At 72.3% G+C, this 21,368-nt stretch carries 24 protein-coding genes; 16 read left to right on the top strand and 8 right to left on the bottom strand.

The annotated features are described in order from the left end of the window. Window positions 1-8: 8 nt before the first annotated feature. From ybaK to BU204_RS10115, 6 genes are all read left to right on the top strand, one after another. A complete protein-coding gene (gene ybaK, locus BU204_RS10140; protein WP_075125330.1) occupies window positions 9-488 on the top strand; it encodes a Cys-tRNA(Pro) deacylase in 480 nt (159 codons plus the stop codon). Between the two features lie 43 nt (window positions 489-531). Next, window positions 532-1,980 carry an SDR family oxidoreductase gene (locus BU204_RS10135; RefSeq protein WP_075125329.1) on the top strand — a complete coding sequence of 483 codons (1,449 nt, stop codon included), beginning with the start codon at window positions 532-534 and terminating at the stop codon, window positions 1,978-1,980. Beyond that, window positions 1,977-2,339 (top strand): DUF4267 domain-containing protein, encoded by a 363-nt coding sequence (locus BU204_RS10130; protein WP_075125328.1) that lies wholly within the window; start codon window positions 1,977-1,979, stop codon window positions 2,337-2,339. The genes BU204_RS10135 and BU204_RS10130 overlap by 4 nt, the downstream gene beginning before the upstream one ends. A gap of 9 nt (window positions 2,340-2,348) precedes the next feature. Next, complete coding sequence (locus tag BU204_RS10125; protein ID WP_075125327.1) at window positions 2,349-3,728, top strand: cryptochrome/photolyase family protein; 1,380 nt, start codon at window positions 2,349-2,351, stop codon at window positions 3,726-3,728. Next, window positions 3,725-4,045 carry a YciI family protein gene (locus tag BU204_RS10120; RefSeq protein WP_075125326.1) on the top strand — a complete coding sequence of 107 codons (321 nt, stop codon included), beginning with the start codon at window positions 3,725-3,727 and terminating at the stop codon, window positions 4,043-4,045. Before BU204_RS10125 ends, BU204_RS10120 begins: the two co-directional genes overlap by 4 nt. Before the next feature lie 66 nt (window positions 4,046-4,111). Beyond that, window positions 4,112-4,855 carry an alpha/beta fold hydrolase gene (locus BU204_RS10115; protein ID WP_075125325.1) on the top strand — a complete coding sequence of 248 codons (744 nt, stop codon included), beginning with the start codon at window positions 4,112-4,114 and terminating at the stop codon, window positions 4,853-4,855. Between the two features lie 14 nt (window positions 4,856-4,869). Here the strand turns inward: BU204_RS10115 and BU204_RS10110 are convergent, their stop codons facing one another. Continuing rightward, window positions 4,870-5,331, bottom strand: a complete 462-nt coding sequence (locus BU204_RS10110) for an NUDIX domain-containing protein (protein WP_075125324.1) — start codon at window positions 5,329-5,331, stop codon at window positions 4,870-4,872. A 68-nt stretch (window positions 5,332-5,399) separates the two neighbouring features. Here BU204_RS10110 and BU204_RS10105 point away from each other — a divergent pair, with 68 nt between their 5' ends. The 3 genes from BU204_RS10105 to BU204_RS10095 are packed head-to-tail and all read left to right on the top strand — an operon-like array spanning window position 5,400 to window position 7,570. After that, window positions 5,400-5,993: an ArsR/SmtB family transcription factor gene (locus tag BU204_RS10105; protein WP_198942821.1), complete on the top strand. Its 594-nt coding sequence runs from the start codon at window positions 5,400-5,402 to the stop codon at window positions 5,991-5,993. Between the two features lies 1 nt (window position 5,994). Next, entirely contained in the window at window positions 5,995-6,744 is a 750-nt protein-coding gene (locus BU204_RS10100; protein ID WP_075125323.1) for an SRPBCC family protein, read from the top strand. Window positions 6,745-6,754: 10 nt separating this feature from the next. After that, complete coding sequence (locus BU204_RS10095; protein ID WP_075125322.1) at window positions 6,755-7,570, top strand: alpha/beta fold hydrolase; 816 nt, start codon at window positions 6,755-6,757, stop codon at window positions 7,568-7,570. A 273-nt stretch (window positions 7,571-7,843) separates the two neighbouring features. Here the strand turns inward: BU204_RS10095 and BU204_RS10090 are convergent, their stop codons facing one another. Beyond that, window positions 7,844-8,665: an alpha/beta fold hydrolase gene (locus BU204_RS10090; RefSeq protein ID WP_143229414.1), complete on the bottom strand. Its 822-nt coding sequence runs from the start codon at window positions 8,663-8,665 to the stop codon at window positions 7,844-7,846. 214 nt (window positions 8,666-8,879) lie between these two features. Next, the gene (locus BU204_RS10085) at window positions 8,880-10,118 is read right to left on the bottom strand and encodes an RNA polymerase sigma factor (RefSeq protein WP_408607997.1); all 1,239 of its coding nucleotides are present in this window, start codon (window positions 10,116-10,118) and stop codon (window positions 8,880-8,882) included. A gap of 99 nt (window positions 10,119-10,217) precedes the next feature. On the opposite strand from BU204_RS10085, the gene BU204_RS10080 reads away from it, so the two are divergent. Then, window positions 10,218-11,462 (top strand): MFS transporter, encoded by a 1,245-nt coding sequence (locus BU204_RS10080; protein ID WP_075125320.1) that lies wholly within the window; start codon window positions 10,218-10,220, stop codon window positions 11,460-11,462. A 26-nt stretch (window positions 11,463-11,488) separates the two neighbouring features. On the opposite strand, the gene BU204_RS10075 is transcribed toward BU204_RS10080, so the two are convergent. The 3 genes from BU204_RS10075 to BU204_RS10065 form a co-directional block, all read right to left on the bottom strand. Continuing rightward, the gene (locus BU204_RS10075) at window positions 11,489-11,968 is read right to left on the bottom strand and encodes a DinB family protein (RefSeq protein ID WP_075125319.1); all 480 of its coding nucleotides are present in this window, start codon (window positions 11,966-11,968) and stop codon (window positions 11,489-11,491) included. Continuing rightward, entirely contained in the window at window positions 11,968-13,221 is a 1,254-nt protein-coding gene (locus BU204_RS10070; RefSeq protein WP_075125318.1) for a GGDEF domain-containing protein, read from the bottom strand. The genes BU204_RS10075 and BU204_RS10070 overlap by 1 nt, the downstream gene beginning before the upstream one ends. Before the next feature lie 322 nt (window positions 13,222-13,543). After that, window positions 13,544-15,106 (bottom strand): LLM class flavin-dependent oxidoreductase, encoded by a 1,563-nt coding sequence (locus tag BU204_RS10065; RefSeq protein ID WP_075125317.1) that lies wholly within the window; start codon window positions 15,104-15,106, stop codon window positions 13,544-13,546. Window positions 15,107-15,171: 65 nt separating this feature from the next. Between BU204_RS10065 and BU204_RS10060 the strand changes: the two genes are divergently transcribed. The 4 genes from BU204_RS10060 (at window position 15,172) to BU204_RS10045 (ending at window position 18,281) form a co-directional block, all read left to right on the top strand. Continuing rightward, window positions 15,172-15,648 (top strand): MarR family winged helix-turn-helix transcriptional regulator, encoded by a 477-nt coding sequence (locus BU204_RS10060; protein ID WP_075125316.1) that lies wholly within the window; start codon window positions 15,172-15,174, stop codon window positions 15,646-15,648. 215 nt (window positions 15,649-15,863) lie between these two features. Further along, the gene (locus tag BU204_RS10055; protein ID WP_233159915.1) at window positions 15,864-16,862 is read left to right on the top strand and encodes a glycoside hydrolase family 5 protein; all 999 of its coding nucleotides are present in this window, start codon (window positions 15,864-15,866) and stop codon (window positions 16,860-16,862) included. Next, window positions 16,859-17,815, top strand: a complete 957-nt coding sequence (locus BU204_RS10050; protein WP_233159913.1) for a right-handed parallel beta-helix repeat-containing protein — start codon at window positions 16,859-16,861, stop codon at window positions 17,813-17,815. The genes BU204_RS10055 and BU204_RS10050 overlap by 4 nt, the downstream gene beginning before the upstream one ends. A gap of 28 nt (window positions 17,816-17,843) precedes the next feature. Beyond that, window positions 17,844-18,281 carry a nitroreductase family deazaflavin-dependent oxidoreductase gene (locus tag BU204_RS10045; protein WP_075125315.1) on the top strand — a complete coding sequence of 146 codons (438 nt, stop codon included), beginning with the start codon at window positions 17,844-17,846 and terminating at the stop codon, window positions 18,279-18,281. Between the two features lie 30 nt (window positions 18,282-18,311). On the opposite strand, the gene BU204_RS10040 is transcribed toward BU204_RS10045, so the two are convergent. Beyond that, window positions 18,312-19,640 (bottom strand): MFS transporter, encoded by a 1,329-nt coding sequence (locus tag BU204_RS10040; protein ID WP_075125314.1) that lies wholly within the window; start codon window positions 19,638-19,640, stop codon window positions 18,312-18,314. Window positions 19,641-19,707: 67 nt separating this feature from the next. Between BU204_RS10040 and BU204_RS10035 the strand changes: the two genes are divergently transcribed. Together BU204_RS10035 and BU204_RS10030 are read left to right on the top strand one after the other, a co-directional pair. After that, window positions 19,708-20,163 carry a MarR family winged helix-turn-helix transcriptional regulator gene (locus tag BU204_RS10035; RefSeq protein ID WP_075125313.1) on the top strand — a complete coding sequence of 152 codons (456 nt, stop codon included), beginning with the start codon at window positions 19,708-19,710 and terminating at the stop codon, window positions 20,161-20,163. Window positions 20,164-20,172: 9 nt separating this feature from the next. Next, on the top strand, window positions 20,173-20,841 hold the full coding sequence (locus BU204_RS10030; protein WP_075125312.1) for an O-methyltransferase: 669 nt from the start codon (window positions 20,173-20,175) through the stop codon (window positions 20,839-20,841). Window positions 20,842-21,034: 193 nt separating this feature from the next. Here BU204_RS10030 and BU204_RS10025 read toward each other — a convergent pair whose 3' ends face one another. After that, entirely contained in the window at window positions 21,035-21,322 is a 288-nt protein-coding gene (locus tag BU204_RS10025) for a hypothetical protein (protein ID WP_075125311.1), read from the bottom strand. Window positions 21,323-21,368: the final 46 nt, after the last annotated feature.

Raw genomic sequence — 21,368 nt, 5'->3', positions numbered from 1 at the left:
TGCTTCCCGTGGCAGGGAAGGGAACGCCGGCGACAGCGCTGCTGACCAGGCAGCGCGTCGCCCACCAGGTACACGAGTACGCCCACGACCCGAGGTCGGCGTCCTACGGCACGGAGGCGAGCGAGCTGCTCGGGCTGCCGGCCGAGCGGGTGTTCAAGACGCTGGTCGCCGAGGTCGACGGGACGCTCACGGTCGGCGTCGTCCCGGTGTCCGGCCAGCTGGACCTCAAGGCGCTGGCCTCGGCCGCGGGCGGGAAGAAGGCGAGGATGGCGGAGTTGGCCGCGGCCGAGCGCGCCACCGGCTACGTGGCCGGGGGGATCTCGCCGCTCGGTCACCGCAAGCGCCTGCCGGTGGTGGTCGACAGCTCGGCGACGGGGTTCGAGACGATCTTCTGCAGTGCCGGCCGCCGGGGCCTGGAGATCGAGCTGGCGCCGGGCGATCTCGTCCGGCTCGCGGCGGCGACCGTCGCGCCGATCGCGGCGCCCTGAGCGGCGTTCTGCGGGATCCTCCCTGGTCGGCGAGGATCCACGCATGCGCTGTGTGGTGTTCGGAGCGACCGGCTACATCGGCGGGCGGCTGGTGCCCGCGCTGCTCGAGGCCGGGCACGAGGTGCGGGCCGTGGCGCGCACCCCGGGCAAACTCGACGAGACCCCTTGGCGGGACCGGGTGGAGGTCGTCCAGGGCGACGTGACCGACGAGGACTCGGTCACCCGCGCGCTGGCCGGCCAGCAGGTCGCGTACTACCTGGTGCACTCGCTGCACCAGCGCGACTTCGTCGACATCGACCGGGCCTCGGCCCGCACCGTCGCCGACGCCGCCGCCCACGCCGGGCTGGACCGGGTCGTCTACCTCGGCGGGATCACCCCGGACGGGGAGCTTTCGCCACACCTGGCCTCCCGCAAGGAGGTCGGGGAGATCCTGCTCGGCTCCGGGGTGCCCACGGCCGTGCTCAACGCGGCCGTGATCATCGGCTCCGGGTCGGCCAGCTTCGAGATGCTGCGGTACCTGACCGAACGGCTGCCGGCGATGGTCACCCCGCGCTGGGTGCACAACCGGATCCAGCCGATCGCCGTCCGCGACGTGCTGCACTACCTGGTGCAGGCGGCCGAGCTGCCGCCCGAGGTCAGCCGGGCCTTCGACATCGGCGGGCCGGACGTGCTGACCTACCTCGAGATGATGCGCCGGTACGCGGTGGTCGCCGGACTGCCGAGGCGGGTCGTCGTGCCGGTCCCGGTGCTCACCCCGTGGCTGTCCGCGCAGTGGGTGAACCTGGTCACGCCGGTCCCGCGGAGTATCGCCGTCCCGCTCATCGAGTCGCTCGTGCACGAGGTGGTGTGCCGCGACCACGACATCGCCGAGCACATCCCGGACCCGCCGGAGATCCACCTCGAGCGGGCCATCGAGCTCGCACTGGCCCGCGTCCGCGACGACGACGTGCCCACCCGCTGGTCGGACGCGAGCGCGCCGTCGGACCCGCTGCCAACCGACCCCGACTGGTCCGGCGGCAGCATCTACACCGACGTCCGCGAGCTGCACACCAGTGCCGACCCGGACGCGCTGTGGCGGGTGATCGAGTCCATCGGGGGCGAGCACGGCTGGTACTCGTTCCCGCTGGCCTGGTCGGTACGCGGCTGGCTGGACCGGCTCGCCGGCGGTGCCGGCCTGCGCCGCGGCCGGCGCGACCGGCGGCGGCTGCACACCGGCGAGGCCCTGGACTGGTGGCGGGTGGAGCGGATCGACCGGCCACACCTGCTACGGCTGCGCGCGGAGATGCGCGTCCCCGGACGCGCCTGGCTCGAGCTGTCCGCGAGCCCGGGCGCCGACGGCGGCGCCACCTACCGCCAGCGGGCCGTCTTCGAGCCGCACGGCCTGGCCGGGCACCTGTACTGGAAGTCGATAGCGCCCTTTCACAACGTCATCTTCGGCGGCATGGCCCGCAACATCACCGGAACCGCAGAACACCAGGAGGTCTCGGCATGACCTGGCTCCCCCGCGCCCTCGGCGCGGTGACCACCACCTACGGCGCGGCGATCCTCGTCCGGCCGGAGCTGCTGCTCGGCCCGTCCGGCCTGCTGCGCGGCGACCGCGCCGACGCCGAGCAGGCGATGTTCGTCCGCACGCTGGGGGTCCGGGACCTCGCCTCCGGGCTCGCGATGGTCTTCGCCCGCGGCCGCAAGGCCACGCGGGTCGCGATCGCCGTGCGAGTCGCCTCCGACGTCGGCGACGCGGTCGTGCTCGGCCGGGCACTGCGGGGCAAGCCAGAGCGCGGCGCCGTGCTCGCGGTCGCCGGCGGGTGGGCCGGCCTGTGCGCACTCGCCGCGCTGACGACCCGGAAGTGACCCCGGCACGTGACGACGACAGTCGCGCTGTTCACCCGTGACCTGCGGGTGCACGACAACCCGGCACTGAGCGCCGCGGCGCGCGGGGCCGACCATGTCGTGCCGATGTTCGTGCGCGACCGCCGGATCGGCGCCGGCTTCGCCGACGGCCGGGCGCGGTTCCTCGACGAGTGCCTGGCCGACCTGGACCGCAACCTGCGCGGGCTCGGGGCGCGCCTCGTCGTGCGGGAGGGCGACCCGGCCGAGGAGGTCGCCCGGCTCGCCGAGGAGGTGGACGCCGAGCGGGTGCACGTGGCCGCCGATGCCTCGGCCTTCGCCAGGACCAGGGAGGCGGCGCTGGCCGCCGCCCTGGGCCGGCGGGCCCTCGAGGTGCACCCGGACGTGCACGCGGTCGTCCCGCCCGGCGGCGTGCGCCCGCAGGGCGGCGGTCACTTCTCGGTGTTCGGGCCCTACCACCGCCGCTGGCAGGAGGTGCCGTGGCGGCCGGTCCTGCCGCCGCCCGAGCGGCTGTCGCTGCCCCGGCTGCGGGTGGGGAGCGTGCCGCGGGTCAGCGGTCCCGGCGGGGAGACGAAGGGCCGAGAACGGGCGGCGAGCTGGCTCGACGACGGCGTGCACGACTACGCCGACCAGCACGACGCGCTGGCAGAGGACGGCACGTCCAGGCTGTCCCCGTACCTGCACCTCGGCTGCGTCTCGGCATTGGAGCTGGCGCGGCGCGCCGGCGATGGCCCCGGGGCCGAGGCGTTCGTCCGCCAGCTGGCCTGGCGGGACTTCCACCTCCAGGTGCTCGCGGCGCGCCCGGAGGTGGCCCACCGCGACTTCCGCCCGCGCGGCGACCACTGGCGCGAGGACCCCGAGAGCCTGCTCGCCTGGCAGCAGGGGCGGACCGGCATCCCGATCGTCGACGCGGGCATGCGTCAGCTGCTCGCCGAGGGGTGGATGCACAACCGGGCGCGGCTGATCACCGGGAGCTTCCTGACCAAGACCCTCTACCTCGACTGGCGGGCCGGCGCCGCGCACTTCTTCGCCCACCTGCTCGACGGGGACATCGCCAACAACTGCCTGAACTGGCAGTGGGTCGCCGGCACCGGAACCGACACCCGGCCCAACCGCGTGCTCAACCCGCTACGGCAGGCGGAACGCTACGACCCGGACGGGGACTACGTCCGGCGGTACGTGCCCGAGCTCGCCCACCTGCCGGGCGCGTTGGTCCACCAGCCCTGGCGGCTGCCCGAACGCGAGCGCGGCGGCTACCCCCCACCGCTGCTGGACCTGGGCGAGGGCAGGGCCCGCTTCCTGAACGCCCGCCAGGGGTCGGGAGGCCGTCGGACCTCGAAGGCAGAATCCCCGTCGTCGGAGAACGCGTTGTTCGACGTGGAGGATCGATGAGGTTCATGTTGATGCTGTGCGGTGACTCCACAGCCGGCGCCGCGCGCCTGGTGGGCTGCGAGGAGTGGCAGCAGGAGTTGGCCGGGCGGGGTGCCCTGGTCGACGCGCTGGGGCTGCACCCACCGGACGGGGCGGGAACGGTCCGGGTGCGCGAGGACGAGGTGCTGCTCACCGACGGCCCGTTCGCCGAGACCAAGGAGCAGATGGGCGGCGTCGTGCTGATCGAGTGCGCCGGCCGGGACGAGGCCCTGCGCATCGCGGCGAGCCATCCCTGGGCGCGGATCGGCTCGATCGAGGTGCGGCAGGTCGTCGGCTGAGCCGGCTGTCGATCCGGGCGAGGTCCGTTCGTCGGTGGGGTGAGAGTGTCCTACAGGAGGAACGACATGCACCTGACGACATCCGCCGACGGCACCGCACTGGCCTACGAGGTGGTCGGCACCGGGCCGGCGGTGGTCTGCGTCGGCGGCGCACTGAACGACCGCCGCTCGACCGCGTCGGTCGCCGCCGCGCTCGCCGACCGGTTCACCGTGTACTGCTACGACCGGCGGGGCCGGGGCGACAGCGGCGACACCGCGCCGTACTCGGTGGAGCGCGAGATCGAGGACCTGGCGGCGATGGCGGCCGTCGCGGGTGAGCCACCACGGGTCTACGGCATGTCCTCGGGCGCCGTGCTCGCGCTGCGGGCCGTGGCGGCGGGCTTGTCGATGGCCCGCCTCGCGCTGTACGAGCCGCCGCTGACCGCGGGGCTGCCGGGGGCGCCGCCGGCGCCGGTGCGGTACGCCGAGCGCCTCGCGGATGCGCTGGCGGCGGGACGGCGGGACGAGGCGCTGCGGCTGTTCATGGTCGAGCGGGTCGGCATGCCGGCCGAGGTGGCGGCCGGGGCCATCCGGTTCCCCGGGCTGCAGGCCATCGCACACACCCTGCCCTACGACGACGCGGTGGTCGACGTCGACGACGTGCCTCACGCACCGGCGGTGCCCACGCTCGTGCTGGCCGGCGGGGACAGCCCGCCGTGGATGCGGGACGCGGCGGGCTCGGTCGGTGTCGAGGTCCGGGTGCTGCCGGGACAGACCCACGCCGTCGATCCCGCGGTGCTGGCGGCCGCGCTGGGCGAGTTCTTCTCCTGACCTGCTGAGCCCGGTCAGAGCAGCCGGGCGAGCCGGTCGAGGAAGGCGCGCTGGGCACCGACGACCTTCGTGGCCGCCTCGTCGAGCGGGAACCAGGCGACCCGGTCCAGCTCGGGGAACTCGCGCTTGGTGCCCGAGCGCGGAGGCCACTCCAGCTCGAAGGTGCCTGGCACGACGTCGGCCGGGTCGAGGTCGCCGGCCAGCGCCCAGGCGGTGACGGTCTTGCCGCCCGACTGGCGCACCTCGCCGAGCTCGACCGGCTCGCCCTCGGGCACCGGGAGGCCGAGCTCCTCGGTGAACTCCCGGCGCGCCGCGGCCAGTGGCTCCTCGTCCGGCTCGTACTCGCCCTTGGGCATGGTCCAGGCACCGGTGTCCTTGCGTGCCCAGAACGGCCCGCCCATGTGCCCCAACAGCACCTCGACACCCGTCTCGACCCGGCGGAACAGCAGGAGACCCGCACTGCGCTTGGCTGGCACGCGCCCAGTCTGGCACCGACAAGAATATTTGTCTTGACAAGATAAATTGTCGGTGTGAAGCTGTGCTCATGATGGACGTGGCAGTGATCGAGGACCCGGCCACCGCCGAGGTCACCCTCGACCCGACCCGGGCTCGGCTGCTGGCCGAGCTGGCCGAGCCGGGATCGGCGACCACGCTCGCCGCCCGGGTCGGCCTCCCCCGGCAGAAGGTGAACTACCACCTGCGCACGCTGGAGCAGCACGGGCTGGTCGAGCTGGTCGAGGAGCGCCGCAAGGGCAACGTCACCGAACGGGTGCTGCGGGCGACCGCGGTGGCGTACGTGATCTCGCCGGCGGTCCTCGCGGCCGTGCAGCCCGATCCCGACCGCGCGCCCGACCGGCTGTCCGCGCGCTGGCTGCTCGCCCTGGGTTCGCGGCTGGTGCGCGACGTCGGCACGTTGATCACCGGCGCGGCCAAGGCCCAGAAGCGGGTCGCGACGTTCGCCATCGACGGCGAGATCCGGTTCGCCTCGGCCGCGGACCGCTCGGCCTTCGCCGAGGAACTGACCCAGACGGTCACCGCCCTGGTGGCCAAGTACCACGACGAGAACGCCGAGGGCGGCCGGGACCACCGGCTGCTCGTGGCGATCCACCCGACGACGAACCCGAACGGGAGCAGCTGAGATGGGACACGAGTTCACGCAGGAGGACCGCCTCGAGGTCGAGGCGACCCCGGAGCAGGTGTGGCAGGGCATCGCCACCGGCCCGGGCATCGACTCCTGGTTCATGGGCCGCAACGAGGTCGACCAGGCCAACGGCGTGGTCCGCCAGTCCTTCGGCGGCTACGAGCCAGAGCACCGCATCACGGCCTGGGAGCCGGAGCGCCGGCTCGCCTACCGCAGCGACGCGCCGGACGGCCGGTTCATCGCCTACGAGTTCCTCATCGAGGGCAGGGAGCAGGCGAGCACCGTACTGCGGATGGTCACCAGCGGCTTCCTGCCCGGCGACGACTGGGCCGACGAGTACGAGGCCATGCGCGCCGGCGGGCAGATCTTCTTCGCCACGCTGTCCACCTACCTGGCCCACTTCGCCGGCCGCACCGCGCTGCCGCTGACCGCGGCCGGCCCGGCCGTGCAGGACTGGCCGGCGACGTGGCGCAGGCTGGGCCAGGCCTTCGGTCTGGCGGGCGCGCCCGCCGCGGGAGACCGGGTCTCGTTCGAGCCGGACGGGCTGCCTCCGGTTGACGGCGAGGTGTTCTTCGTCAACGGTCAGACAGTCGGCGTGCGCACCGACGACGCGCTCTACCGCTTCCTCGCGGGCTTCCACGGTCCCCTGATCGCCTGCCACTGCCTGTTCACCCCCGGCCTCACCGAGGCCGACCGCGACGCCACCGAGCAGGCCTGGCAGTCCTGGCTCACCAAGACCCTGTCCTGAGAGGAACACCATGACCAGCTACGTCACCTCGGCGGACGGCACGAGGATCGCCTACGACCGCATCGGCTCCGGACCGGACCTCATCCTGGTCGACGGGGCGATGTGCTACCGCGGCAACGGACCAAGCGGCCCGCTGGCCGAGGCGCTGGCCGACCGGTTCACCGTCTACACCTACGACCGCCGTGGGCGCGGGGACAGCGGGCCCGGTACCGACGTCTCGCCCGACCGGGAGCTCGAGGACCTCGAGGCGCTGGCCAAGCAGACCGGCGGGGCGCCGCTGCTCTACGGCATCTCCTCGGGCGCGGTGCTCGCGGCCGACGCCGCGGCGCGCGGCATCGGCGTGCCGAAGCTCGCGCTGTACGAGGCGCCGCTGATCGTCGACCGGGCCGACCGCGAGCCGGTCCCGGCGGACATCCTGGAGCAGGTCACCGCGAACATCGAGGCCGGCCGCAACGGCCGGGCGGTGGCCGACTTCATGCGCCTGGTGGGGGTACCGGCCCTCGCCGTCGCGGTGATGCGGCTGCTGCCGGCCTGGTCGAAGCTCAAGGCCGTCGCGCCGACCCTGCGCTACGACTTCGCGTTCATGCGAGGGCTGCAACAGGGGCAGCCGTTGCCGACCACCCGCTGGTCCACGGTCACCATGCCCACGCTGGTGATCGACGGCGGCAAGAGCGCGGGGTGGATGCGCACGGGCAACCGCTCCCTGGCCGAGGTACTGCCCAACGCGGAGTACCGAACGCTCGACGGTCAGAACCACATGGTGAAGCCGGCCGTGTTGGCCCCGGTTCTCAAGGAGTTCTTCGCCGGTCCGCCTTCGCGGGGCTGACTCCGCGGGAGCGCACGTTCGGCCGGCCTACCCACCAGGGCGCCCTAGGGCGCGTCCTCAAAGCCCTCGATCGCGGTCTTCGCGCCCAGCCCGCCGCTGGCGGCGTTGTCGGACAGACCGAGTACAACCCGGTACGAGGCCTGCCCTCCGCCTTGCCAGCGACGACCTGGATCACGAAGCCCATCGACCGAGACTTTGAGGACGCGCCCTAGTGGCCGGCCTGCGGGGCCTCCCCCGCCGGAAAAGGGGGCCGGCGGGGGAGGCCGGGGGCCGTCAGGCGGTGTGGGCGACCACCTCGCGCAGGACCACCGGCCACTCGGCCCGGGTGAGCTCGTGGCCGACACCGGGCAGGGGGACCAGGCGTGCGTTCGGGATCTCCCTCGCCAGGGCCGCACCATGGCCCAGCGGGAACAGCGGGTCCTCGGTGCCGTGCAGGACCAGCGTGGGCGCCGTGATCTCACCCAGCCTGGCCCGCCACGGCTCGCCACCCTCGGCCCGGTGGTGGTTCTTGGCCGCGGACTCCGGCGATGTGGTCCTGTCCAGCGCCACGGCGAGCATTGCCCGGGCGCCGGACTCGTCGAAGGGCCTGGTGGGCGACGCGTACCGGCGCAGGTTCTCCACCTGGTAGGCCAGCACGGCCGACCGGTCCGACCAGTCGGGCTCCGGCGGGGAGCCGAGGTCGCCCAGCGGGGGCAGGTCCTCATCCCCCGGACCGCCGGTGGTGGAGATCAGCGTCAGGGTTCGCACCCGGGCCGGATGGGCCAGAGCCAGGTACTGGGCGATCACCCCGCCCATGGAGATTCCGACCACATGCGCGGTGTCGACGCCGAGCGCGGTCAGCAGGGCCGGCAGGTCCTCGACCAGGTCGGCGAAGGCGTAGCCGGGCTCACCCGGCGGGTAGCTCTCCGACTCGCCGGTGTCACGGTGGTCGTAGCGGACCACGTACCGGCCGGCGCCGGCCAGCGCGGTGCAGAACTCCGGTTCCCACCCGTCCATCGACCCGCCGACGCCGGCGATCAGCAACACCGCCGGGTCCGTCCCAGACCCGAACGTCGACACGGCCAACCGGACTCCGCGCACGAGCAACGTCGCCACGAGCACTCCTCTCGACAAGTAACCTCTCGCCACACCGACGAACGGGACCGGCGCGGATCGACCGTCCCGCCTCCCCGCGGTTGAACCTGTTGGTTCCGTTGGCCAGTGGACGTCGGCCCGAGCACGTACTGGTGGCTGGCCTGCGTCTCGTTCCCCCGAGGTGACGGTTCCGGAGATCGACAGCCGGTCACACCCCAAGCCGCCCGATTGACGCCTAGGCGCATACCTCCGCAAGGCGGCCAGCGAGGTAGCGGCGTTCGCTGTCGGTGGCGGCGAGGCCGATGGCGGCGCGGTAGGCGTCGGCGGCCTCGGGGTAGCGCGCCAGCCGGCGCAGCAGGTCCGCGCGGGTCGCCGGGAGCAGGTGGTACCCGGCCAGCTCACCGGTCGAGGTCAGTCGGTCGACCAGCTCCAGCCCGGCGGCCGGGCCGCTGGACATGGCGACCGCCACGGCGCGGTTGAGCTCGACCACCGGCGACGGCACGTACCGCGCCAGCTCCCCGTACAGCGCGGCGATCTGGCGCCAGTCGGTCTCCCCCGCCGTCGGCGCCGTCGCGTGACAGGCGGCGATCGCGGCCTGGACCTGGTATGGGCCCGGCGTCCCCATGCGTAGCGCGGTCTCCAGCACCGCGACGCCCTCGGCGACCAGCGGCGTCGACCACAGCGACCGGTCCTGCTCGGCGAGCGGCACCAGCTCGCCCGCCGCGCTGACCCGGGACGCCCGGCGCGCGTCGTGCAGCAGCAGCAACGCCAGCAGGCCGCGTGCCTCCGCGGAGGACGGGAGCAGGGCGACCACCGTCCGCGCCAGCCGCAGTGCCTCCTCGCACAGGGCGGTACGCACCAGATCCTTCCCCGCGCTGGCCGCGTAGCCCTCGTTGAACAGCAGGTAGAGGACCCCGAGAACGGCACTGGTGCGTTCGGGGAGCAGGTGCCCCGCCGGCACCTCGTAGGGGATGCCGGCCTCGCGGATCCGGCGCTTGGCCCGGACCAGCCGCTGCGCCATCGTCGCCTCGGGCACCAGGAACGCCCGGGCGATCTCGGCCGTGGTCAACCCGGCGAGGGTGCGCAGCGTGAGTGCGACCCGGGCCTCGAACGGCAGCAGCGGGTGGCAGCACGTGAAGATCAACCGCAGTCGGTCGTCCGCGATCTCGGGCACGTCGGCGCTTCCGGGAACGTCTCCCGGGGGCACCAGCGCGGCGGCGTCCCGCAGCTTGGTCGCACCCACCGCGTCCCGGCGCAGGCGGTCGATCGCCCGGTTGCGCGCGGTCGTGGTCAGCCAGGCACCGGGGCGGCGCGGCACCCCGTCCCGGGCCCAACGCTCGACGGCGACCGCGAAGGCCTCCGCGGCACACTCCTCGGCGAGGTCCCAGTCGCCGGTCAGCCCGATGAGGGTGGCCACGACCTGGCCCCACTCGTCCCGGAAGGCCGCTTCGACCTCAGCGTTCAGGTACGGCACGCCGCATCTTCCCACGCGGCCCTCGATATCCGCGGAGATCTCGTAGTACGGTTCGTAGTGAACCGATGGCGTTGGGTAGCACCGGAACGGGGAGGAACGGTGACCGCGAGCCCGCCGACCGGATATCGAGGCATTTTCCGCTCGACCGAGTACCGGGGGCTGTTCGCGGCGCAGACGGTCTCGATGATCGGAGACCAGTTCGCCCGGGTGGCCCTCGCGGTCCTCGTGTTCGACCGTACCGGGTCACCGGCCTGGACCGCACTCACCTACGGCCTGACGTTTCTGCCCGACCTCGTCGGCGGACCGCTGCTGTCCGGGCTCGCCGACCGGTACCCCCGCCGCGGGCTGATCATCTCCTGCGACGTGCTGCGCGCGCTGCTGGTGGCGTTGATGGCGGTGCCGGGAACGCACCTCGCCGCGCTGTGCGTGCTGCTGGTCGCGGTGCAGCTGATCAGCGCGCCGGCCAACGCCGCCCGCGGGGCGCTGCTGCCCTCCGTGCTCGGCGAGGCCGACTACCCGGCAGGACAGGCAGCCCTCCAGTCGGTCACCCAGGCCGCCCAGGTGATCGGCTTCGCCGCCGGCGGGGCGCTGGTCGCCACCATCGGCACCAGCGGCGTGCTGCTGGCCGACGCCGCCACCTTTCTCACCTCCGCGCTGCTGGTCGCGCGGCTGGTCCGGCACCGCCCGGCCGCGACCGAGGACGGCGACGACGCCAGCAAGGCCACCCGGGCGTGGCTACCCGACCTGATGGACGGCTCGCGGCTGGTGCTGACCGACGCGCGGTTGCGCGCGCTCGTGCTGTTCGCCTGCGTGTCCGGGTTCTACATCGTCGGCGAGGCGCTGGCGGTGCCGTACGCGGCGGCGCTGGGAAACGGCGCCATCGCGGTCGGGTTCATGTTCGCCGGGTACGCGGCCGGGGCGGCGGTCGGTGCGCTGGTGGTGGCGCGGCTGCCCGCGCCGACCCGGCTGCGGCTGATGCCCCCGCTCTCGGTGGCCGCCTGCGCGCCGTTGGTGCTCTGCTTCGCCGACCCGGCGCTCGGCGTGGTCGTGGCGCTGTTCGTCGCCTCCGGCCTCGGCAGCGCCTACAACGTGGTCGCGTCCACGACGTTCGTGCTCACCGTGCCGGACTCCCGGCGCGGACAGGCGTTCGGCCTGGCGGTGACCGCGCTCAAGGTCTCACAGGGACTCGGCGTCATGCTTGCCGGCCTTGCCGCGGAACACATCGCCCCGCACCAGGTGGTCGGGCTCGCCGGCGTGCTCGGCGTGCTGGCCGCGGCGGCGGTGGCACACACCTGGCGGGCGGCCGACGGGCCCCGGTTCGCCCTGGCGGCCCAGCCCGCGTGACCAGGCCCGGTGAGCGCACGGAGCGCTCAGCCGGCGAGTACCTGTTCGCGGAGGATGTCGGCATGCCCGCAGTGGTGCGCCAGCTCGCGCAGGACCTGCAGGTACACCCATCGCAGCGTGCGCGGCCCGGACCGGTGGCCGGTCACGACGGCGTCCAGCGGTAGGTCGGCCACCGCCGCACGGGCCCTCGCGCAGGCATCCCGGTGCGCCGCCGTGACGGAGGCGACGGTGTCGTCGTCGGAGAGCCGGAAGGACTCGTCCGGGCCCGGCACCAGGCCGAGCTCCCGACGGGACGTACCGCCGACGCACTCCTCGAACCACACCCGCTGCATCCACGTGACGTGCTTGAGCAGCCCGAGCACGGTCGTCGCCGACGAGACGAGACGGCGCCGGGCCTGCTCCTCGGTGAGGCCGTCGAGGGTGGCCTCGATCGCGCTGCGGTACTCCTCGACGAACGCGTCGAGCTGGGTACGTTCGTCCTCCAGCGGTACATCGAACGCGCCCATCAGTGCTGGGGTGCGATCCGGACCGCGGAGAGCCGCGGTCCGGAGGCGGCGAGACGAACGCGGTCGCGGCCCAAGTCCTTGGCCTCGTAGAGCGCGGCGTCGGCGGCGAGCAGCAAGCCCGTGCGGTCGGTGCCGTGCTCGGGGAAGATTGCCGCACCGACCGAGGCGGTGAGCCCGCCGATGACCCGCTCGGTGCCGTCGAGGTCGGGGGTGGTCACCTCGACCGCGGCGATGGCGCGCCGGATCCGCTCCGCGGCCGGGAGCGCGTCGTCGACGCCGAGGCCGGGCAGCATCACCGCGAACTCCTCACCGCCGTACCGGCCGACCATGTCGTGCCCGCGCACCGAGTGCCGGATGGCCTCGGAGACCGCGCGCAGCACGGCGTCGCCGGCGAGATGCCCGTGCTTGTCGTTGACCCGCTTGAAGTGGTCGAGGTCGATGACGAGCACGGCCGCGGTGTCACCGAGCCGGCGAGCCCGGTCGAGCTCGTCGGTGACGAGCTTCGCCCAGAACACCGCGTCGAACAGCCCGGTCTTGGAGTCGTTGCGACTCGCGTCGCGGAACTGCGGCAGCAGCAGGCCCATGTGCAGCCCGAGCACCGTCAGCACGAGCAGCGGGGTGAGCCATGGCTGCACGGTCATCACGACCGAGACCCCACCGCCGAGGCCCACCGCGCCGGCCATCATCAGCTGGTCGGTCGCACTGCCCAGGGCGTTGCGGGCCGGTCGGTCGAGGTTGGTGGCGAGGATGGCCGCGACCACGAGCACGTAGTTGACGAGCCGGTAGACCACTGCCGCGGTGACCACCGCGAGCAGGCCGACCGGACCGTCCAGCACCAGCGCGAACGGGTGGTCATGCCCCGGGTAGATCGCGGACAGCACCAGGTAGGCGCCAATGCACGCGATCACCACCGTGGCCGCCGAGAACACCTTGCGGTACACCAGGGCCCGGCGGCGGTAGACCCGAACGTAGGCATGCACGTAGCCGACGCCGATCAGCAGCGCGGTCAGCGACGGCGGCAGCAGGAGCACCCCGGCGAACAGCCAGACCGAGAGCAGGTGGTTGTACGGCGCTCCCTCGTCGGCGACCTCCCGGACGCGCTCGATCCCCCGGGCCGCCTCCTGGTAGGCGAGGGCCGCCCCCAACAGGAGGGCGAACCAGATCCAGTCCTGGCGGGCGAGGGAGTCCAGGCTCCCGCTGACCGGGATGGAGACCAGCGCGATGGCCTCGACCGCCAGGACATATGCCAACATAGGTCGCGACAACGACCAGACACGCCAACGACGGGGCGAGATCCTCTCCCACCCTCGGCCAGGGTCGGGACGATCCTCTCCGCGCACCACCGAAGCCCCCTTCGCGACGGAAGATCCAACGGTAACCGCTCGGACGCGTACTGTCAGGGCTCCAAAAGAGTGACCGCAGCGCACCTACCCCCCAGGAGATGCCATGTTCGCAACAGTGACCACTAAGACCGGCCGCCCGCGCGACCACCGCACCGGCCGTCCCACCGAGTGGCGCTGAGCTGAGTCGACGACAGGGCGCGCGCCGCCATCCGGGGAGCGGCCGTACGCCCCGTCAGGCAAGGCCGAGCGGGAGGCGGGCCAACGGCTCGACCAACTCCCGCTCCTCGTAGGACAGGTGGGACAGCAGGGTGTCGGTGAGCAGATCGACCGCGTCGCTCAGCTCGCCGATCCCCTCGGGGCTGCTGACCGTGGCCACAAGCGCCGCGTCCACCCGGTCCAGCACGTCATGGATCACCCGGTGCTCCTCGGACAACCGGTCGAGCACCGGGCCCAGGCGCGGGTCACCGCGCCTGATCTGGGGGAAGAACGACTGGTCCTCGAGGGTGTGGTGCATGGTCACCACCCGGCAGTAGCTCTCGCAGAACGCACCGAGCGTCCAGTTGTTCTGCCGCATCGTCATCTGGTTGATCTCCGAGCGCGCGGCGCCGACGTCCAGCGTGCCCTCCGCGACCTGCGCGACCAGTGCCCGGACCCGGGTCAGCTCCTGGCGCAGGTGGTCGTGCACGTCTATCAGGTGCTGCGCCCCGGCCCGACCGCTGTCGGTGTAGGTGGCGTCGGCCTCGGCCGCGGGGCCGGTCGGTCGCCGCGACTCGTCCCACACCCGGGTACCGGAGCGCCGGACGCCGTCGTCGGGGGTCGGGGTCACGCCGAGGTGCTCCGGCAGTCGGGAGGTCACCGGCTCCGCCTGCGCCTGCGGCTCGGCGGCGGGCGGCGGCTCGTCGTCCTGTGCGCGTTCCCGCGCCACCAGCTCCCGCACGCCCGGCGCGACCTCCTCGGCGAAGCGACGCAGGTCCTCGTCGCCGTCGGGCTCGACCATCAGCACGAACCCGGAGATCCCGTCGGTCAGCGCGAGCTCGGCGAGCTGCTCCACCCAGACCTTGGCCGGCCCGCGCAGGAACTCCGTGCCGCTCCCCTCGAAGGTGCCGGCGATGTTGTAGAGCCGGCGGATCGCCGACGGGGACCGACCGGCCTCGGCGGCCGCCTCGTCGATCACCTCGTTCATGCCGGCGAGCTGCTCGGGCGGCGCGTAGGGCGCGCTGGGCAGCCAGCCGTCGGCCAGCCGGCCGGTGAGCGTGAGCATCCGCTTCCGGTACGCCCCGAGCCAGATCCCGATGTCGTGCGCGGGGAACGGGCCGGGATGCGCGCCGGCCAACCGGTGGTGGCGTCCCTCGATCCGCACCCCGCGTCCCGGCGTCCACAGCGCGCGGATGACCGCGATGGCCTCCTCGAGGGCGGTGACCGCCTCGCCGGGGGTGCGCCGCGGACCGCCCATCGCCGCGATGGCGTCCCAGAACGCGCCGGTGCCCAGGCCCAGCTCGACCCGGCCGCCGGAGAGGATGTCGAGGCTGGCGGCCGACCGGGCGAGCACCGCGGGGTCCCGTAGCGGGAGGTTGGCGACGTTGGGAAACACGTGTACCGACGTGGTGCTCGCCGCAATCACCGACAGCAACGTCCACGCGTCGAGGAAGGCCGCCTGGTAGGGGTGGTCCTGCACGCTGACCAGCTCGAGGCCGAGCCGGTCGGCGATGCGGGCGAGCGTGAGCGTGTCGCCGGCGTTCTCCGCCGCGGGCGGCAGGAAGACACCGAACTCCAGGGGGTGGCCATAGTCGGGCATGGCATCAGTATGCCACGAGATATTCTGTCTGACAGACGTTCTAAGAAGCCGCGTATTCTGGGCTCATGCCCGCACTGGACGGCGACCTCGGTTGGACGCTCGGCGTCGTGTTCCGCGCCTACCTCAAGGCCAGCGACCGGGTCATCGCCGACGTGCCGGGCGGGCACCGTGGCTACCAGGTGCTCACCGCGGCCGCGCGGGACGAGGCCCCTAGCCAGTCCGCGCTCGGGGAGCGACTGGGGATCGACCGGACCGTGCTCACCTACCTGCTCGACGACATGGAGCGGGCGGACCTGGTCGCCCGTCGTCCCGACCCGGCCGACCGGCGGACCAGACGCATCGAGGCGACAGAGGCGGGCCGCGCCCTGCTCTGTCGACTCGAGGAGCGGCTGCACCACGCCGAGGCACACGTCCTCGCCGGCCTACCGCTCGAGGACCAGGCGACGCTGAAGGCACTGCTCACCACGCTGGCAGCCCATGTCAACGCCCTCGACCCGGTCCGCGACACGTGCGCCGTGGTCGAGGACGTCACAACCAGGTGAGGCGGCCAGCCCCGGGAGCGGCGGCGCTCAGCGCCTGTAGCGGCGGCGCGACCCCGTCGCCGGAACCTCGACTGCGGTGTGCTCGGTCACACAACCATCCTGCCACAGGACCAGTTCCTCCGGCCATGTGCAATTGGTCTAGACCCTTGACAAGGAACAGCCGGACTGTCTAACTGGCATGACGGACAACGATCCCCAACGGGGAGGAGATCGCCGTGTCTCGCCGAACGCTCGGCCTGCTCGCGCTGCTGGCCATGCTCGCGCCCTTCGCGCTCATCGCCCCGGCCACCGCCGCACCACCGACGGCGGCCGCCACCCACGGCCAGCTCCACGTCTGCGGGGTGAGACTCTGCGACGACCAGCGTCGGGCAGTACAGCTGCGCGGGATGAGCACGCACGGCCTGCAGTGGTACTCCCAGTGCGTGAACGACCGGTCGATGGACGCACTCGCCGGCGACTGGGGCGCCGACGTCATGCGAATCTCCATGTACGTCCAGGAGGACGGCTACGAGACCGACCCGGAGGGCTTCACCAACCGGGTCAGCACGCTGATCGACGAGGTCACCGAACGCGGCATGTACGCCATCGTCGACTGGCACATGCTCGACCCGGGCGACCCCTACCACAACCTCGCCCGCGCCAAGACGTTCTTCACCGAGATCGCCCGGCGGCACAACGCGAAGACCAACCTGCTGTACGAGATCGCGAACGAGCCGAACGGCGTCCCGTGGTCGCGGATCAAGAGCTATGCCGAGGAGCTGATCCCCGTTATCCGCGCGGTGGACCCGGAGACGCCGATCCTCGTCGGCACCCGTGCCTGGTCCTCACTCGGCGTCTCGGACGGCGCGAACGAGTCCGAAGTGGTCGCTGATCCGGTGAACGCCTCGAACATCATGTACACGTTCCACTTCTACGCGGCCTCGCACCGGGACGAGTACCTCGCCGCACTTTCCCGTGCGGCTGACCGGATCCCGGTGTTCGTCACGGAGTTCGGCACGCAGGAGTACACAGGCGACGGACCGAACGACTTCACGATGGCCCAGCGCTACCTCGATCTGATGGCCGCCAAGCAGATCAGCTGGACCAACTGGAACTACTCCGACGACTTCCGCTCCGGTGCGGTGTTCGAGACCGGCACCTGCCCGAACGGTCCGTTCACCACGCCCGAGCGGCTCAAGCCGTCCGGGGAGTGGATCCGAGCCCGAATCAGGTGAGCGCAGTGCTGCCCGCGCTGCTCCTGCTGACCGGCCTCGTCACCCCGCCCGCGCCCAACGCGGCGGAGGTGGTCGAGGTGCACGACGCCGCCTCGCTGCGCATCGCCCTGCGCGAAGCTGGTCCAGGCGACCAGATCCGGATGGCCTCGGGTGTCTACAACGGACGTTTCATCATCGAGGTGGACGGCACGTCCGGGGCACCGATCACGTTGACCGGCCCTCGGAACGCGGTGATCGACGGCGGTGGCACGGCGTCCGGCCGCGTGGTCACCCTGCAGGCCGACCACTGGCGGCTGAGCGGTTTCACCGTGACCAACGGCCAGAAGGGCATCATGGCCCTGGGTGCCAACCACACCGTGCTGGAGCGGTTGCGCGTGCACCACATCGGCGACGAGGCCGTCCACTTCCGGGACAACAGCTCGGACAACGTCGTCCGCGACTCGGAGATCAGCGACACCGGCCTACGCGAGCCCGGGTTCGGCGAAGGTGTCTACTTCGGACAGGCCGTGAGCAACTGGGTCGACGGCCGGGCCGACCGCAGCGACCGCAACGCCGCGGTCGGCAACCACTTCGGACCGAACGTGCGGGCCGAGGCGGTCGACGTCAAGGAGGGCACCACCGGCGGTCAGGTGCGCGGCAACACCTTCGACGGCACCGGGATGACCGGGGCGAACTACGCGGACAGCTGGGTGGACCTGAAGGGCAACGGCTACCTCGTCGCGGACAACCGCGGGACGAGGGCGCTGCGGGACGGCTTCCAGACCGGCGTGATGCTGGACGGCTGGGGTCGGGGCAACACCTTCCGCGGCAACACCGCCGACGTGCGAGGACCCGGCTACGGGTTCAACATCAAGCTCGTCGGCGGGGACCCGCTGGGCAACGTGGTGTGCTCGAACAACGTGGTGACCGGCGCCGCGTCGGGCGTCGCCAACATCGCTCGCACGTCCTGCTGAGAACGCCCGGGTGGTGTTGACTGGGACCATGCCGTTGCAAGGTGAGTACGAACCCAGCCCCTCCGACTGGGCGCGTGAGCAGGTCGAGCTGTACGAGAGCTCCGGTGGCACCGAGGGCACGACCCTGCGCGGGATGCCGGTCGTCGTCATGACCACGGTCGGCGCCAAGAGCGGGAAGCTGCGCAAGACCCCGGTCATGCGGGTCGAGCACGAGGGACGCTACGCCGCTGTCGCCTCGCTCGGCGGCGCGCCGAAGAACCCGGTCTGGTACTACAACCTGGTCGCCAACCCGCACCTCGAGCTCCAGGACGGCCCGGTCAAGAAGGACATGGTCGCCCGCGAGGTCACCGGCGAGGAGAAGGCCGCCTGGTGGGCCCGAGCCGTGGAGGCCTACCCGGACTACGCCGACTACCAGAAGAAGACCGACCGCGAGATCCCGGTCTTCGTGCTCGAACCGGTGTCCTGAGGCCGGAGCCGGTGGTCGCGGGCCCGACGCTCATCGCGCCGCGCCCGCAGCCGCCGGCATCCCGGTGCGGATCAGTGTCAGGCCGGCTCCCGCCACCAAGGCCAGCGCGACCGCGGCCACCTGGCGCACGGCCTGCTCGTCGGCCAGTGCCCACAGCGCCGCACCGGTCGCCACACCGAACGCGGCACCGAGCTGACGGACCAGGTTCGACGTCGCCGCGGTCAGCCCGAGCCGAGCACGCGGGGCGTTGCCCATCAGCAACACCTGAAGCTGTCCGTTGAACAACCCGAACCCGGCGCCGACGACGGCAAGCCGCCAGAACAGGTCACCCGGCCCACCGCCGGCCAGGAGCAGCAGCACCAGTCCCGCCGCGACCACCACGACCCCGGCCGCCGCCACCGGCCGCGTGCCGACCCGGTCGGCGACCAGACCCGCACCGTAGCTGGTGAGCAGGGCGGCCACCGGGAATGCCAGCAGCACCAGGCCGGCGGCACCCGGCGTCGCGCCGAGCCCGCGTTGCAGGAAGAACGGCAGGACGAAGGTCACCGCGAACAGCCCCGCGTAGACCAGGACGAGCGCCACGTGCGGACCGAGCACGCCGCGCGTGCCAAGCAGCTCGCGCACCGGCCCCGAGTCCGGGCCGGCGACCCAGGCTCGCAGGAGCGGGACGGCCACCAGAGCCACCACGAGCCAGACCCAGCCCTGACTTACGGAGAGTGACAGCGCGAGGAGTACCGCGACCGCGCCTCCACCGAACGTGGCCGTCTCGACCAGCCAACGACGCGCGGGCCAGGTCAAGTGATCGCCGAGCGGCAGGTTACGAGCGGTGAGCAGTGCGACAGCGGCGACAGCCGGAACAGTCAGGGAGAAGACCCACGGCCAGCCCCATGTCTCCACTATCCAGCCCCCCATCACGGGTCCGGTCATGCCGCCGGCGGTGCCGAAGAGCATGACGGTGGCGAAGGCTCGCCCCCGGATCTCGGGCCGCACCGAGACAGTGGCGAGCACCGGCGAGAGCGCCAGCAGCACGGCGGCGAACGTCCCCTGCACCACCCGGGCGGCGATCAGCCAGCCGATCCCCGGCGCGAGTGCGGCGGCGAGGGTGGCCGCACCGAAGCCCAGGCAGCCCAGCCGCATCGCACGTCGCCGGTCGACGGCGTCCACCCACCGCCCCGCACACAGGCCGAGCGCGATGACCGGAGCGAGGTAGCCCAGCACCACCCACTGCGCGAGCGCGGTGGAGGTGTCCAGCGAGTCCTCGATCGACGGCAGCGCCACGTTGACGATCGTGGCGTCCAGCTGCGCGACGAACACCGCGAGCCCGGCAGCCACCACCAACCCCCACCGGTTCCGTTCCACCCCGACTACCCTCCAGCTGCCCGGACAACTTTGCTTTGCAAGCAAAACTATTAGGAAGACAGAGCTATTGTCAACGGACGGACTAGAGCTGAAGGACGCCGTACGAACCCTGCTGCTCCTGCTCCCCCGGGTGGTTGGGCGCCTCAAGCGCGCCACCCCACCGCCGGAGCTGGCCGGCTTCACCCTGGCGCCGCGACACCTGTCCCTGTTCTCGTACCTGTTGTTCGACGGCCCGATGCCGGTGAACGAGCTGGCCAAACGGCTCCAGGTGGCGCCCGCGACGGTGAGCCTCATGGTCGGCGAGCTGAGCCGCCAGGGGATCCTCGAACGCCGAGAGGACGAGGCCGACCGCCGCCGCACGATCGTGAGCATCCCCGCGAACCGTCGTGGGGCGGTGGAGAACTGGGTCGCCTCAGCGGCCCGGGCCTGGCACGCGGCGCTGGAGCCCCTCTCCCCCGAGCAGCGGAGGCTGTTCGTGGAGACCCTGGGGGTGTTCGAACGCGAACTGAACCGGGACGGGTAGGAATAGACCATGAATCAGGAGCAGTGGACCGCGGTCGACGAGTACATCGCCGATCTGCTGGTCGCCCCGGACCCCGCACTGGACCATGCCCTGGCGGCGAGCGACGCCGCCGGCCTCCCCGACATCGCGGTGGCGCCCAACCAGGGCAAGATGCTGTACCTCCTGGCCAAGATCCACGGCGCCTGCCGAATCCTGGAGATCGGAACCCTTGGCGGCTACAGCACCATCTGGCTGGCCAGAGCGCTCCCCGAGGATGGTGCCCTGGTAACCCTGGAGTACGAGGAGAAGCACGCCCAGGTAGCGCGAGAGAACATCGCGAGGGCCGGCCTGTCCGACCGGGTTGAGGTGCGTGTCGGACCCGCCCTGGACACCCTGGCGGTTCTCGGCCACCAGGAGGTCGCCCCCTTCGACCTGGCGTTCATCGACGCCGACAAGCCCAACAACCCCGGCTACCTCACCTGGGCTCTCAAGCTGGTCCGCCCCGGCGGCGTCATCATCGTCGACAACGTGATCCGCAACGGAAAGGTGGCGGACGCGACCTCGACCGACCCGGCGGTCCAGGGCACGAGAGAACTGGCCAGGATGCTGTCCGAGGAGAAGCGCGCCACCGCCACGATGGTCCAAACCGTTGGCAGCAAGGGTTACGACGGCTTCGCCCTGATCCGCGTGGAGGAGTAGGGCACCCAGTCGCATGGTGCGGCCCAGGTCGGCGGCGTTCGGATCAACGGCCGAGAGAGCACCACGAATTCCCGAAACTTCCGAAATCGCACCCCCCGAACGAGTGATCACCCGACGGAGCGGACCGGCTCGGCAGCGGAACCCCCTTCGCCCCGCCCGCCGGGGCCCGCCCAGGTCGGTTGGGCGGGCCGGCTCAGCGGTCGGTGCCGCCGCCGCCGAGCCGGCCGCGGAAGTGCCGCAGCATCGAGAACGCCGGCACGGGCGAGCTCGCCAAGCACGGCTCGCACGGCATACCGGTGGGTGATGCCAGCACTTCCCCGGACCCGGGCGCGATGCGCAGTCCGCAGTATGCGGTGAGGAACCGCGGCATCGCGTCAGCTTCCGGCAGCGGCACCAGATGGCACGTCCGCCGGGCCTCGCCGATCATCGACCCGTCCGGCTGCCGGGGTTTCAGTCGAACCAGGATCAATGCCCGGGTCATGTGAGAAGATTAGGCCTTCAACAACCCGGGGCGAAAGGAAATTTCT

Origin of the sequence: Actinophytocola xanthii (genome assembly GCF_001921205.1) — a bacterium.
GTDB lineage: Bacteria > Actinomycetota > Actinomycetes > Mycobacteriales > Pseudonocardiaceae > Actinophytocola > Actinophytocola xanthii.
The sequence above is the reverse complement of the archived record's forward strand: the minus strand, read 5'-3'. Positions and strand labels throughout refer to the sequence as shown.

Bases quoted from the DNA above. Each gene is read 5' to 3' on its own strand.
- BU204_RS10045 (WP_075125315.1), top strand. From the start codon at position 17,844: ATGCCGTTGCAAGGTGAGTACGAACCCAGCCCCTCCGACTGGGCGCGT.
- BU204_RS10075 (WP_075125319.1), bottom strand. From the start codon at position 11,968: ATGGGCGCGTTCGATGTACCGCTGGAGGACGAACGTACCCAGCTCGAC.
- BU204_RS10135 (WP_075125329.1), top strand. From the start codon at position 532: ATGCGCTGTGTGGTGTTCGGAGCGACCGGCTACATCGGCGGGCGGCTG.
- BU204_RS10060 (WP_075125316.1), top strand. From the start codon at position 15,172: ATGCCCGCACTGGACGGCGACCTCGGTTGGACGCTCGGCGTCGTGTTC.
- BU204_RS10070 (WP_075125318.1), bottom strand. From the start codon at position 13,221: ATGTTGGCATATGTCCTGGCGGTCGAGGCCATCGCGCTGGTCTCCATC.
- BU204_RS10030 (WP_075125312.1), top strand. From the start codon at position 20,173: ATGAATCAGGAGCAGTGGACCGCGGTCGACGAGTACATCGCCGATCTG.
- BU204_RS10120 (WP_075125326.1), top strand. From the start codon at position 3,725: ATGAGGTTCATGTTGATGCTGTGCGGTGACTCCACAGCCGGCGCCGCG.
- BU204_RS10065 (WP_075125317.1), bottom strand. From the start codon at position 15,106: ATGCCCGACTATGGCCACCCCCTGGAGTTCGGTGTCTTCCTGCCGCCC.
- BU204_RS10130 (WP_075125328.1), top strand. From the start codon at position 1,977: ATGACCTGGCTCCCCCGCGCCCTCGGCGCGGTGACCACCACCTACGGC.
- BU204_RS10100 (WP_075125323.1), top strand. From the start codon at position 5,995: ATGGGACACGAGTTCACGCAGGAGGACCGCCTCGAGGTCGAGGCGACC.
- BU204_RS10095 (WP_075125322.1), top strand. From the start codon at position 6,755: ATGACCAGCTACGTCACCTCGGCGGACGGCACGAGGATCGCCTACGAC.
- BU204_RS10115 (WP_075125325.1), top strand. From the start codon at position 4,112: ATGCACCTGACGACATCCGCCGACGGCACCGCACTGGCCTACGAGGTG.
- BU204_RS10025 (WP_075125311.1), bottom strand. From the start codon at position 21,322: ATGACCCGGGCATTGATCCTGGTTCGACTGAAACCCCGGCAGCCGGAC.
- BU204_RS10105 (WP_198942821.1), top strand. From the start codon at position 5,400: ATGATGGACGTGGCAGTGATCGAGGACCCGGCCACCGCCGAGGTCACC.